This is a genomic window from Ignavibacteriales bacterium (assembly GCA_016709765.1).
Classification (GTDB): domain Bacteria; phylum Bacteroidota; class Ignavibacteria; order Ignavibacteriales; family Ignavibacteriaceae; genus IGN3.
Map to the genome: position 1 here is coordinate 1,315,974 of JADJMD010000013.1, position 13,718 is coordinate 1,329,691.

General features: G+C 32.4%; 12 protein-coding genes. 6 read left to right on the forward strand and 6 right to left on the reverse strand.

Annotated elements, in window-relative coordinates; all coding sequences use genetic code 11:
* Positions 1 to 71: 71 nt before the first annotated feature.
* The 3 genes from IPJ23_15405 to IPJ23_15415 form a co-directional block, all read right to left on the reverse strand.
* Positions 72 to 1,358, reverse strand: coding sequence for an MFS transporter (locus IPJ23_15405; protein MBK7632063.1), 1,287 nt, complete (start codon positions 1,356 to 1,358; stop codon positions 72 to 74).
* 152 nt (positions 1,359 to 1,510) lie between these two features.
* Positions 1,511 to 3,853: a M28 family peptidase gene (locus IPJ23_15410; GenBank protein ID MBK7632064.1), complete on the reverse strand. Its 2,343-nt coding sequence runs from the start codon at positions 3,851 to 3,853 to the stop codon at positions 1,511 to 1,513.
* A 248-nt stretch (positions 3,854 to 4,101) separates the two neighbouring features.
* A complete protein-coding gene (locus IPJ23_15415) occupies positions 4,102 to 4,692 on the reverse strand; it encodes a thioredoxin family protein (protein ID MBK7632065.1) in 591 nt (196 codons plus the stop codon).
* Positions 4,693 to 4,856: 164 nt separating this feature from the next.
* On the opposite strand from IPJ23_15415, the gene IPJ23_15420 reads away from it, so the two are divergent.
* Entirely contained in the window at positions 4,857 to 5,243 is a 387-nt protein-coding gene (locus IPJ23_15420) for a DUF2203 domain-containing protein (protein MBK7632066.1), read from the forward strand.
* Positions 5,244 to 5,247: 4 nt separating this feature from the next.
* On the opposite strand, the gene IPJ23_15425 is transcribed toward IPJ23_15420, so the two are convergent.
* The 3 genes from IPJ23_15425 to IPJ23_15435 form a co-directional block, all read right to left on the reverse strand.
* Positions 5,248 to 5,673, reverse strand: a complete 426-nt coding sequence (locus IPJ23_15425) for a hypothetical protein (GenBank protein MBK7632067.1) — start codon at positions 5,671 to 5,673, stop codon at positions 5,248 to 5,250.
* A gap of 90 nt (positions 5,674 to 5,763) precedes the next feature.
* Complete coding sequence (serC, locus tag IPJ23_15430; protein MBK7632068.1) at positions 5,764 to 6,867, reverse strand: 3-phosphoserine/phosphohydroxythreonine transaminase; 1,104 nt, start codon at positions 6,865 to 6,867, stop codon at positions 5,764 to 5,766.
* A 29-nt stretch (positions 6,868 to 6,896) separates the two neighbouring features.
* Positions 6,897 to 8,144 carry a DUF1015 domain-containing protein gene (locus tag IPJ23_15435; protein MBK7632069.1) on the reverse strand — a complete coding sequence of 416 codons (1,248 nt, stop codon included), beginning with the start codon at positions 8,142 to 8,144 and terminating at the stop codon, positions 6,897 to 6,899.
* A gap of 172 nt (positions 8,145 to 8,316) precedes the next feature.
* Here IPJ23_15435 and IPJ23_15440 point away from each other — a divergent pair, with 172 nt between their 5' ends.
* From IPJ23_15440 to IPJ23_15460, 5 genes are all read left to right on the forward strand, one after another.
* Positions 8,317 to 9,114: an alpha/beta hydrolase gene (locus IPJ23_15440; GenBank protein MBK7632070.1), complete on the forward strand. Its 798-nt coding sequence runs from the start codon at positions 8,317 to 8,319 to the stop codon at positions 9,112 to 9,114.
* A gap of 13 nt (positions 9,115 to 9,127) precedes the next feature.
* A complete protein-coding gene (locus IPJ23_15445; protein ID MBK7632071.1) occupies positions 9,128 to 9,769 on the forward strand; it encodes a hypothetical protein in 642 nt (213 codons plus the stop codon).
* A 153-nt stretch (positions 9,770 to 9,922) separates the two neighbouring features.
* Entirely contained in the window at positions 9,923 to 10,678 is a 756-nt protein-coding gene (locus tag IPJ23_15450) for a metallophosphatase family protein (protein ID MBK7632072.1), read from the forward strand.
* Between the two features lie 15 nt (positions 10,679 to 10,693).
* Positions 10,694 to 11,899 (forward strand): cache domain-containing protein, encoded by a 1,206-nt coding sequence (locus IPJ23_15455; GenBank protein ID MBK7632073.1) that lies wholly within the window; start codon positions 10,694 to 10,696, stop codon positions 11,897 to 11,899.
* The gene (locus IPJ23_15460) at positions 11,866 to 13,590 is read left to right on the forward strand and encodes a PAS domain-containing protein (protein MBK7632074.1); all 1,725 of its coding nucleotides are present in this window, start codon (positions 11,866 to 11,868) and stop codon (positions 13,588 to 13,590) included. Before IPJ23_15455 ends, IPJ23_15460 begins: the two co-directional genes overlap by 34 nt.
* The last annotated feature ends 128 nt before the right edge of the window (positions 13,591 to 13,718 follow it).

Genomic DNA, 13,718 nt, shown 5'->3' on the forward strand with positions numbered 1-13,718 from the left:
TAATTATTACTAATAAAGGAATTATAATAAAAGGGGACTCATAAGAGAGTCCCATAATCAATTAAGAATTCTTAAGCATTTTTAGTTGGGCTTACAAATTTATTGTAAAGCAAAAGTCCGATGATTGTAGCGACACCTATCAGACTAAAAATAATCCAGAGGGTACTTGGCTGATTTAATTTATCAACAAAGTGAACATACAAATTAGCACCGAGTAGACTGCCTATAAAACTTCCCAACACTCCATATAAAAATGAGTAACCCAAGTATAGGGCTTTTTTATCTTCAGGTGCGATCAACCCAACATAACTTATAAACTTTGGATGCGCGGTCATTTCTCCAATTGAGAATATTATAATGCCAAGCATAAATACCCAGATGTTGGTATTGATAGCCAAAATAGCCATTCCAACCGTTCCCATTGCAATTCCCGCAATCATAGTCGGCAAAGCTTTTGTATGTTTTACGATGTTTGATACAATTATTTGAAGCAGAATAATTGTTCCTGCATTTATTACCGTAACGTGTTCAACATCAAATTTCCAATTAATGTCAATTCCAATTCCACCGAGAACGCCATTAACAAAATTATTTAGTGAAGTTGCATCAACATATTTTTGAACATACCAAAGGACTGAATCAAACATCTGGAAATACAAAATCCAAAAACCCGAATAGATAACTATCAATCCAATAAACTTAAAATCAGTTAAAACCATTACAGCACCTTTTAAAACTTCTGCAAGTGTTTTGGTGCTTTCGGGTCTTTTAGGCTCTTTATAAATTAAAAATGTGGGAATTAACATAGCTGCAGTTGCAATTGCGGAAGCCATCATAACATATTCCCAGCCAAAAGTATTTTTAATATAGGGAACAAGAATAAGTGGAAATAAAAATGCACCAAGATTTATTGACCAATAAAAAATTCCAAATCCAAGTGTGCTGTTGCTTTCATTAGTTGATCTTGCAATTGTTCCAGAAATCATAGGTTTAAATGCGCCGGCTCCAACTGCCATTATTATCAAACTTCCAAACACCATTGCATATTCTGTTGTTTGGCTGGTAAGAAAATATCCTAATCCTAAAAAGATAAATGCAAATGTTAAAACTCTTTTATAACCAAATCGATCCCCAATTGCGCCGGATAGAATTGGTAATATGTAAAGCATTGGTTGGATAACGCTTTTAATTAAACCAACGCTTTCTTTTGTGTAACTGAGCTGGTCAGTCATGTAAACAGAAAGAATGCTCATCATTCCATAATAGGAGCCTCTTTCAAAAAACTCCATCATTATTACAACCCAATAATTTAAGGGAAAAGATTTAATCCCTGATTTTGATGTTTCTTGTTCGCTCATCTGTTGTCCTTTTTAGTTGCCAGATTTTGAGATTATTGATTCTAAAAGTAATGAAAATGTAAGATAAGATATAATAAAAAAGGCACGATTTCTCGTGCCTGAATTAACAAAAATTGTCACACCGAGCGGAGTCGAAGTGTGAGGAGTAGAATTTATTTCATTAACATCATTTTTCGTGTTTGAACAAAGCTACCTGCTTTAATTGTATAAAGATAAACTCCGCTTGAAAGAAATGAAGCATCAAAATGGACATCGTAATTTCCAGGAGCTTTTTCTTCGCTGATTAGTGTGGCAATTTCACTTCCGAGTAAATCAAAAATCTTTAATTCAACATTACTTTTTTCTTTAATTGAATAACTAATTGTTGTGGATGGATTAAAAGGATTTGGGTAATTCTGTTCCAAAGCATAATCTGAAACTGCACCAAACAAAACTTCAACTAAATTTGAATACTCGAATGTGCCGTCAAAGTCAACTTGTTTTAATCTATAATATGATTTTCCAACGATTGGGTTTTGATCGATAAAAGAATAAGAATGAACTTCAGTTGAAGTTCCGTTACCACTAACAAATCCTACTTTATTCCAGTTTATGTTATCAGCAGATTTTTCAATATCAAATCCCGAGTTATTTAATTCAGTAGCGGTAATCCAGTTTAAGCCTATAGTATTATTTATAACTGAAGATGTAAAGGAAACAAGTTCAACAGGAATAATACTGTTGTATACAGAAACCTTAATATTGTCTACGTACCAACCATCAAGAACTTGTGAACCATCTGTGCGGAAATAGAAACGTAAAGTAATTTGTTGTTCAGCATAAGCCGAAATATCAATAGTTTCATGTACCCAGGTTGATTGTGTTCCGTCATAAAGTGGTTCACCAGTTGGTTGAAAACTTCCTGTTCCCGGATTTGTATATTGTCCGGTTAACGAAATCCAGGTTGTTCCGTTATTTGTGGAAAGTTGTATTTGGCCATAATCCCAATCAGTTTCAATAGCCCATTGAGTATCAAATTCTAATACTGCTCCAAGTACGTTGGTTAATCCCACTTGATTGGTATATCTTAAAGAAGATGTAACATTATTAATATAATTGCCACCAGGTGAATCTGTAAATGAAGATGGTGCAGAAACATATTTGGTTGTTGTAATATTCCATCCGGCTGTTGATGTCCAATTTGTAATATCATTTGCCTCATCAGACATCGCAATTGTTAAAGGTGCAACAAAGAATTGATAAAATGTTGCAGGTGGTATGCTGCCCGGAGGATTAAACCCACTGCCGCCAATAGGTAATGTTTTTACAATTGATGAGTTTGCATCTTGTGCAGCAATGTAATATTGGCATACTGTACCAAGGGGTAAAGCAGGGATGCTAAAGGTATAATTTGAGCTTTCAGTTACTGTGCCTGTTACCTCAATAAAACTACTAAAAGTACCGCCGCTTGATTTTGTTCGATAATATAATCTCGGGGCTAAAGCACCAATGCCAATTTCTAGACCTGAAGATACAAATGCGGTTGTAGTAATTGGTTGTGATGTTGTCATCGAAGCAATTGGTGTATGAGTAATATCAAGATTAAGATTTAATGCAAATGAGGCTAATGTTGCAAATGCAAGTTTAGAGTTTTTTACAAAATAAGGTTGATTGTAATAAGTTAAATTATCATTTATAGTGTGATACTGCGGATGAAAGTCATTGTCATCTTCAATCAATAATATTGCTCCATAACCATGATCTAAAAATGATTGATGATCGCTGTAAGGTTGTGCAGGAACAACATCCAGATCAAGATTAATTCCGTATACTAAATTTACCTCGAGCATTTTATCTTTTAAAGTACTGGTGTTTGCAATTGAACTCGTATGAACATCAGCATTACCGTCATTATTTCCATCGTAAGCAATCATATCCATATTAATAACACCAAGAATTGAATCTCCTGCATTTGCGGCCTGTGAAGCGTAATATTCACTTCCAACCAAACCTTGTTCCTCTTCATCCCACAATGCGTATACTATTGTATATGGAAAAGAGAGCTGGGAAAAAATTCTTGCCGCTTCTAAAACAGCAGCTGTTCCGCTTCCATTATCATCTGCACCAGGGGCAGTTGTACCAGTTGGCATGTCATCAAAATGGGCGCAGATAATATATTTTTGGTTAGGGAACTCTGTTCCGAGTTGAACAGCGTAAACATTTTTTCCGGTTGTACTGAAAGACTGAATTGTAGTTGTTAACCCATATGATTGTAATTTTTGTTTGATATATGTTTCTGCAAGCGCATTACCGGGCTGATATTTATTACGAGAAACAATTGTTTGTAAGGTTCCATTAATTGTTGTCGGAACATTTCCTGATAATTCACGAACAAAATAAATTAATGAATCCTGATTAACAGAATTTACTATTTGTTGAACAACAGGTGATTGGGAAAAAATACTTGTCTGCAAAATGAAAATTGAGACAATAAAAAACTGTAAAATTTTTTTCATAGAAGGGTCCTAAATTGTTAAAAGATTAGTTAGATAAATAAATTCTTATTATGTGAGTCTTAGCAACAATTAACCGCAGTTAAATTATTGCAATTAATTGCTCAAAAATTATGCTAAACAGGTAAAATCTATTTAAGATAAAGATTGCCTATTTAGAACTATTTGCGAGTCGTTAGGGTTAAATTATTTCTCAAATGAGGTAATAATTGTGGATTAGTTTTTCTTAATTGCTAAACAATAAAACCATCTTATTTTGCAAGTTCCGCAATTTCTTTTTCAATTTCTTTCCCTCTATTTCTTCCGTACCAAAGATGAAGTTCTTTATGTATTTCAGAAACCACAATTCCATCAGCTTTTAACTTAGAAAATAATTTCTGCACTTCTGCTGGTCGAGGGCCCCACTGAAATAATTCATTATCATCTTTATCAAATGCGATAAGTTTTGGAATGCTTCTACCGCCGTTTGTTAGATACAGATCCATAAACTCTAAGTTTGAATCACGCAAAACGATTTTTAAATCTATCAAGTTATTTAATTCAGCAAGCTTTGCAATTACGGGCAGATTCTGAGCAGAATCACCACACCAACTTTCTGTAATTACAAACCAGGTTTGCTTGTTGCTAATTTGGGTAAATGCATTTTTTGTTTCGGTTGTTGGTTCAAAAGTTTTCCCAAGTCGCGATGATCTTTGAAAATTAAGTTTACGGTAATCAAAATATTTCTTATCATATTCGTTTAACGATTCTATATCCGTTTCGTTAACCTGTTTATTAAATTCCTCAACAAACCTTTTGTAAGTCAAAAAATTGTTAATATTCATTTTGTTTAGAGTAGGCATATATTTCCTATAGTTTGATGTTAATTAGATTTGATTTATGTATAAAGGATTCAATAATTACGACAAAAACATCGAATAGTATTTTGGCAAATTTAAAATTTTATAAAGTTTTTTTAACAGATTTAAATTGTATTTTTGCGTCGAATGAATTTTTTAGGAAAAAGATGACTACTGAAACAAAATATTTTACCCCTGCGGATGCACGCAAAACATTGCCGTTAGTTAAAAATATTGTAAGAGATATTTTACAAACTACACGCGAGATGCGTCTTATTGCCGAAGAAGTTAATAATGGAATTGAAGATGATATCCAAATAAAAAAACTTGCCAGCGAAGTAAATGGTTTTCTTTCAGAACTTGAGGAAATTGGATGCTATTATAAAGACACTAAATTTCAAATTGGTTTAGTTGATTTCCCCTCAATGATTAATGGTGAAGAAGTATATTTGTGCTGGCGCAGCGATGAATCAGATATATTATATTATCACGAAGCTAATGAAGGATATTCGGGCAGAAAATTAATTCCGCCCCGATACTTTGAAGAAAACTAAAATACTATTCCCGGGTTAAATCAAAATTAACTTTTGATTCCAACTTGTTATCTGAATTTTTATCTTCAATCTTGTAAATGAGAGTATATGTTCCAGCCATGTAAGTCGAATCAAGAGTAAACTGACTTTCCAATGCGATGTCACTTATCGGCTCATTCTTTTGAGCATTCTGAACATATTTAAAAACTGATTTTATTTCAGTGCTATCCGGCTTCAACAAATTAACTTCATAAGCAACCGCTGCGCTATAATTGTCATCTTTTTCTGTTTGTGTAAACCCTTTTACTCTTACTGTAGCATTAACCTCAGCTATGCCATCACCGATATCATAAGCAAAAGCTTCTGCACTGAACGCTTCAAATTTCACTTCATTTTTACTGCAAGAAATTGTTATCAGCAATGTTACTAGGGCAAGAAATATTTTTATCATTTTTTCCTTTGCGTCATTGTGAAGAACAAGGTGAAGAAGCAAGCTGTTAAATTTAAATTGCTTCGTTTCACTCTCAATGACATATATTATTTAGCTGTTTCTTTTTTGAAAATCATTCATAAACTCAACAAGTGCTTCAACGCCTTTGGTCGGGAAAGCATTGTAGATTGATGCACGTAATCCACCAACAGAACGATGACCTTTTAATCCGCTGAAGCCGGCTTTTGAAGCTTCATCAATCAACTTTTTTTCTAATTCAGGAGTAGCAAGATTAAATGTAATGTTCATCAATGAACGTGAATCTTTTTCTGCATGTCCTTTGTAAAATCCGTTACTATTATCAATTGCATCGTAAAGAAGTTTTGCTTTTGCTTTGTTGATCTCATACATCTTATCCAGTCCGCCAAGATTTAAAAGATATTTTGTTACAAGTTTGATGATGTAAATACCAAATGTATTTGGAGTATTATACATCGAATCATTTTCAACTTGTACTTTATAGTTTAACATTGTGTGAAGTGAATCCTGACATCTTTCAAGCATATCTTTTCTGATTATAACAAGCACAACACCGGAGGGACCAATATTTTTCTGTGCACCAGCGTATATCAAAGCGTATTTGCTAACATCAATTTTTTTGTGAAGAATATCTGAAGACGCATCGCAAATGAGCGGTACATTTCCAACTTCCGGTTCTGTGTGATATTGAGTTCCGTAAATTGTATTGTTTGATGTGAAGTGAACGTAAGCAGCATCGGGATCAAGCTTTAGTTCACTTTGTTTTGGAATGCGTTTAAAAAATTTATTATCACCTTCGCCTTCTTCAGTTGTTGCCGCAACGTTAACAGTTCCAACTCTTTTGGCTTCTTTAATTGCTTTTTTAGACCAGCTTCCGGTTGAAATATAATCTGCTTTATTTTTAGGAGGCATTAAGTTTAGCGGAACCATTGAGAACTGCAGACTTGCGCCGCCCTGTAAAAATAATATTTCATAATTATCAGGAACATCTAATAAGTTTTTTATTCCTGCTTTTGCTTCAGCAAGAATTGCATCAAAAGTTTTTGAGCGGTGAGAAATTTCCAGGATTGACATTCCAACTCCAGGTAAAGCAAACAATTCTTTTTGTGCTTCTAATAAAACTTCTTCTGGTAATATTGCTGGACCAGCACTGAAGTTATAAATTCTTTTTTCCATAATGATATTCCTTTAATAATTTTTATCTATTAAATTAAATGTGTTAACAACCCATCTCTTAATTTTGGTTCAAACCAGGTTGATTTTGGGGGCATAATTTCTCCTGCATCAGAGATGTTCATCAGATCGTCCAGCCCAACGGGATAAAGTGAAAATGCAACCGCAGCTTTACCTGAATCAACAAGTTTTTCAAGTTCTTTTGTTCCACGTATTCCGCCAATAAAATCTATTCTAGTATTTGTACGAGGATCATCAATTCCAAGAACAGGATTTAGTAAAAAATTTTGTAAAATACTTACATCAAGTTTTTCTCCAACTGATTTTTCTAAAGATAAACTTGCGAAAACAGAATCTCTTGGTTTAAGAACAAACCATTCTTTATCAATGTACATACAAAAAGTGTTTTTAGTTTTAGGTTCTTTTTCTGTTGTTGGAGTAATGGTAAACTTATCAGCAACAGAATTCATAAAATCAGCTTTACTCAATCCGTTCAAATCAAAGACTACACGATTGTAAGAAAGTATTTTTAGTTGATCTTCCGGAAAAATTACTGCGATGAAATAATTGTACTCCTCACTTCCGCTATGATGTGGATTGGTCTTCGTCTTTTCTTCTTTTGCGCGGCTTGCACTTTTTGCACGATGATGTCCATCGGCGATGTAAAGTTTATTAATCTTTGCAAATTCTTCTTCAATCATTTTATTGAATTCATCATGCATAATCCAAACAGTATGCTGGATGCCATCTGGAGCTGTAAAATCATATTCAGGGTTTACATTTTTAATTGTTTTATCCACAAGATCATTAACAGTTTTAACTCCGCGATAAGTTAAAAATACAACACCTGTTTGTGCTTCTGTTGTAACAATGTGATTTGTCCTGTCATCTTCTTTTACTTTACGAGTTTTTTCGTGTTTAAGAATTACATCGTTGTCATAATCATCCACAGAAAAAGTTGCACAAATTCCAGTTTGTGCTCTGCCATCCATAATTAATCTATATAGATAGAAATGAGGTTTCTCATCAATATTTAAAGGAGCAGTTTCAATTATCTTATTAAGATTTTCTTTTGCTTTAATATAAATTTCTTTTGAGTAAACGTCTTTTACTTCCGGCAAATCAATTTCGGAACGTGTGATATGCAAATAACTAAGTGGATTTCCTTCCGCAACTTGTTTTGCTTCTTCTCTATTTACTACATCATAAGGAACACTAGCAACAAGTTGGGATTTTTCTTTTGTAGGTCTTAGGGCTTTAAAAGGTCTAATAACAGCCATAAAAACAATCTCCGTTTTTAGAAAAGATTATTAAAATTTTATTACTCAAAAATCCACAAAATAAACGTAAGAAGCCACCCTAAAAACCGAAACTTGTACAATATCAGAGCCTTTTTACTTAAAAGACAGATATTTTTTTATCTTTAAAGCTCTTTAATAAATATTTTGGAAAATGGCAGAAGAAAACAAAAAAACTCGCAGAAAACCCGGACAAGAAAAAGATGAAATTGTTGGTAAAGTAGAATATTTAAAAGATTTTTATTCGGATTTGCTTAACAACAAAAGAGATATTGTTATTTGGTTACCGATAGGATATAATCCACAAAAAAATCCCGATAAACGATATCCCGTTTTATACATGCACGATGGCCAAAATATTCTTGATCCCAAAACTGCTTTTATAGGTAAAGATTGGCGTGTAGATGAAACAGTGATGAAGCTAATCAAGCAAAAAAAAATTAAAGAAATTATTGTCGTGGGAATTTATAATTCACCTGATAGACTGGATGAATACAGCTGGAGTGAAAAAGGGCAAAAATATTTAAAATTTTTAGTATCGGAAATAAAACCAATAATTGATGCTAGCTATAAGACCATGCCCGAAAAAGAAAATACCGCAATCATGGGCTCATCAATGGGTGGACTTATTTCTTTTTATGCAGCGTGGAATTATCCCGAAGTTTTTTCAATGGCTGGATGTTTATCAAGTTCTTTTTATTATAATAATGATAAAAGCATTAAAACAGTTGAAGAATACAAGGGACAAAAAAAGTCGATTAAATTTTATATTGATCATGGTGAAGATGGTTCCTTGCGTGGGCAAAGAATGTTTGTTGAACTTTCTAAAAAGGGTTATGTTATTGGACAAGACATTGATTACTTCTACTCACCCGGTGCAGAGCATAACGAAAGAGAGTGGGCTGCGAGATTAGAAAGACCGTTAGTGTATTTTTTTAATTATAAAAAATAATAACATATTGAATATGAATTGTAGCAAAGCACTTATTCTAATATTTGGTTTAATATTATTTAGCTGTACATCAAATCAAATTGTAAATCTTAGAATCGCAAAAGATATTGTAAAAGAATATTATGAGTCCGGCAAGTATGATGAAGAAATGAATGCAGTTATTAACGACGCAAAGGAAAAATTTGATAAAGTGAAACCAAAGAGCAGCTCGGTTGTGATCTTTGATGTTGATGAAACCGCACTTAATAATTACGGCTTAGCTAAGCTTATGGATTTTGGATATGTGTATGATTTAAATAAAAAATGGAACGATGAATTAAAAGCCCCAGCCATTGAACAAACAAAAGAGTTATACCTCTATCTTCTTTATAAAGGATTTAAAATAATTTTTCTTACAGGAAGAAATTTTAATGAATATAATTCAACATATAAAAATCTTATACAAGCAGGATATACAAAATTTGATACTTTACTGACACAAAGAGAAGACGAACAAAAATTAAAATCGCAAGAATTCAAAATTAAGAAACGAACAGAACTTACCGAGCAAGGTTATGAAATTGTTGGAACTGTTGGGGATCAATTGACTGATTTGAATGGACCATATTCTGGAATACAAATTAAATTGCCAAATTATCTTTATGAGATTAAGTAAACGATTGCCAACTAGCAGATTATTCTGAGACTATTATTATTAATCCACTAAGCCCTCTTGATATAATCTTACAGTTTATTTTTATTTATTTTAACTTTCAATAAAAATAAATTTTACACAATCCGCACCAATCATCATTTTGGTTATTTTAGAATGGTTATAGGATTTATCAGCGATATACATGAAGACATAACAAGTCTTCAAAAAGCTTTAAGATTGCTTGAACATGAAAAAGTAGATTTTGTAGTTTGTCTTGGGGATATTGTTGGATTTGCACTTCCATTCTATAAAAACATCATAACTAAAGATGCCGATAGGTGTGTAAAGCTTGTAAAAGAAAATTGTTCTAACTGTGTTATAGGCAATCACGACCTTTTCGCGATTAAAAAGACCCCAACATTCAATTCAGGCTTCAACTATCTGGAAAATTGGTATTCGTTGGATTATGAAAAGAGAGCAAAGCTTGCACGTAAAAAAATATGGCTCTATGAAGATTCTGAAATTCCTTCTTTACTTAGTGATGAATCAAAAGAGTATCTAAATGGATTGGATGAATATAAAGCCCTTTTAATCAACAACAATAATATTTTTATTTCCCACTTTTGTTACCCCGATTTTTCCGGCTCAGCAATTTTTTTTCCGGAAGAACCATTTCATTTAAAGAAGCATTTCGAGTTTATCCAAAATCACGATTGTTCAATTAGTTTTTCCGGACATGGGCATCCAGAAGGATGTGTTTATACAGATGATGAGAAAATATCTATTCTAAAATTTGGTAAACACTCATTAGCTGATAACAAGCGCTGGATAGTTACACCCTGTGTTGCTAAAACATCAAGAAAAAATGGAGTGTTGATTTTTGATTCAATAGACAATTCAATAAATATTTTGGAATTAAATAGTAATTAGTTTTTTGGATTTATTATGGAAAAAATATCAAAGCAAAAAAAGTTTAGCTTTTTTATAAGAATTTTACTACCAACTTTTTTAACAATCGGACTTTTCATCGCATCACTTTTTATCGTTTTTATTCCGCAGTTTGAAAAAGCCGTTATGGATCGAAAACGTGAAATGATAAAAGAATTAACGAACTCTGCTTGTAGTATTTTAGACAAATGGTATGAAGCAGAATCACAGGGAAAAGTTGGGCGAAATGATGCTCAGGAAATTGCAAAAAACGAAATTATAAGTCTTAGGTATGGCGAAGGATTAAAAGACTATTTCTGGGTAACTGATTACCATCCCAATATGATAGTTCATCCATACAGATTGGATTTAATCAATAAAGATCTCACTCAGACTAAAGATTCCCGCGGAAAATTACTTTTTGTCGAAATGGCTCAAACTGCTAAAGCAGAGGGCTCCGGATTCGTTTACTATATGTGGCAGTGGAAAGATGATTCAACACGAATTGTTCCCAAGCTTTCTTATGTTAAAAAATTTGAACCATGGCAATGGGTAATTGGTACAGGTATTTATATTGAAGATGTAAGTATAGAAATTGCAGCGCTTGAAAAGCAGATGATAAACATTTCGATTGGAATTATATTTTTAATTACACTTCTGTTGTCATTCATTTCATATCAAAACATTAAAACAGAAAAGCATCGATTGCAGGCAGAATCTGATTTACATGAATCACGTGAAAAATTTAAATCAATTGTAGAAGCATCATCAGAGGGGTTGGTGATGATTCTTGAAAACAAGCAAATCTACTTTAACAAAACTATCTGCCAGATGCTGGGTTATTTAGAAGATGAAATAAAAACACTCAGATTTGCTGATATTTTTGTTAAACAGCCGGCGCTTTCTATTTACAATTTTGATAATGGTGAGTTAAAAGTAAACTCTGACTTTCAAAGTGAGCAGATGGAATCAGTATTAAAGAAAAAAGATAGCTCCAAATTAAATGCACTTCTAATTGCTTCCCCAATTTCTTTTCTAAATAATAATGGAGTTGTATTTAGCTTTAAAGATATCACTGCGGCTAAAAATTTATCAGATGAAATTTCCAAAACTGAACACAAGCACATTGCATTGGCAAACAAACTTTCAACAGGACTTTTTACGCCAAAAGTGATGAAAGAATATCACTGTTGGATATTAATAACGCAACGAAAGATTTATTAGGTATTAAAGAAGATGATGATAAAGATATTTACTTATCGGATTTTTTCGAAAAGCAATCTGAGTGTCGACAGTTTTATAGGGATTTGTTTCAATCCGGATTTGTAAAAAATAGAGTGGTAAGTTTTATAAAAAAGGATGGTAAGAAAATATTTGTTTCAGTTTCATCTGTTCTTACAGATGATCAGAAAAATAATGTTAAGTTTATAGATGGAACGCTTGAGGATTATACCGAACAAATAAGTATCCAAAAAGAAAGAGATTTATTAATTAGTGATTTACAAAATTCGGTTTCGTTATTAAATAGACCCATAAATGAATTTATTAAAGCAGTGCCTCGATGTGATTTTAATCTTTCTGCTTTAGAGGCAATTAAGATTATGGCAAGAGAAAAATCTGAAACTATACTGCTTACAAAGGATTCCGAAAAAGAAATTGGCATTGTTACTCTTACTGATCTTAAAAACCGATTATTGTCTAATGAAGCTGATTTAAATTTACCTGTGCTCAATTATATGTCTTCTCCATTAATATCAATAAATCATTTATCATCAATTTATAATGCTTTGGTTTGCTTATCAGAAAAAAACGTTCATCATTTGCTTGTTAAGAATGAAGAATCACATATTGTAGGTATAATTAATTCAGGGGAACTTCAAAAAGCTTTCCATCTTACTTATTTGTTTTTCATTCGCAAAATTCAGGATGCTGAAAGCATTAGTGAAATAAATTCAGCACTTGCACAGGCAATGCATATTGTTTATGGATTGATAAAGGAATGCAGAAGTGCATCCGAGATAACCCGGATGACTACCGTTATTGCAGATGCAGTATTAAAAAGTTTGATTCAACTTATTATAAAAGATATAGGAGAACCACCGGTTTCATTTGCATTTATTACTTTGGGGAGTGAAGGTAGGGAAGAGCAAACATTATCCACGGATCAGGACAATGCTATTGTTTTTGATGAATGCGAAGTTGAAATTCTTAATTCAGTTCAAAATTATTTTTTAAAGTTTGGGCAAAAAGTTTCTGAAGGTTTAGATACAATTGGTTTTAGGTATTGTAGAGGAAATGTAATGGCAAAAAACCCTCAATGGTGTCAGCCGTTATCAGTTTGGAAAAACTACTTTACTGAATGGATTACAAAAGCAGAACCCAAAGACTTACTTGATATAAAAATCTTTTTTGATCTTAGATTTGTTTATGGAAACAATACTCTAATTGAAGATCTTCAAAAACATATCAATCATATTACTTCAAGCAGTAGTTCGTTTTTTATTTATATGGCAGATAGTATTCTTCAAACACACATCCCCGAAGGCGCAAATAAATTAAAAACAGTATTTGATATTAAATCACTAATGTTGCCTATTGTAGATTTAGCTCGGTTGTATTCACTAAAACATCAAATAAAAATTTCTAACACATTAAAAAGATTAGAACTCATCCACAAGAAAAACATTATATCACATTCCGGCTACACAAATATTTTACAAGCATACAATTTTTTATTGCAGTTGCGTTTTAAACATCAAGCATTGCAGATTTCTGAGCATAAGATTCCGGATAACAACATTGATCCGCAAAAGCAATCCGATATTGATTTAATCATTATCAAAAAAACGGTTTCTATTATTGAAGATTTTCAAAATAAAGTTAAGTTAGATTTTAAAGGAACACTTGCAGGATAGTTAGCAATAGGCAATAATTAGCCTCATTTAATCTTAGTAAATATTGATCAATCTTTGATCTTCATGGTGTTTGTAATAATTTTGTTTACACAACAAAACTATTTTGTGCATGAAAATATTCCTACATC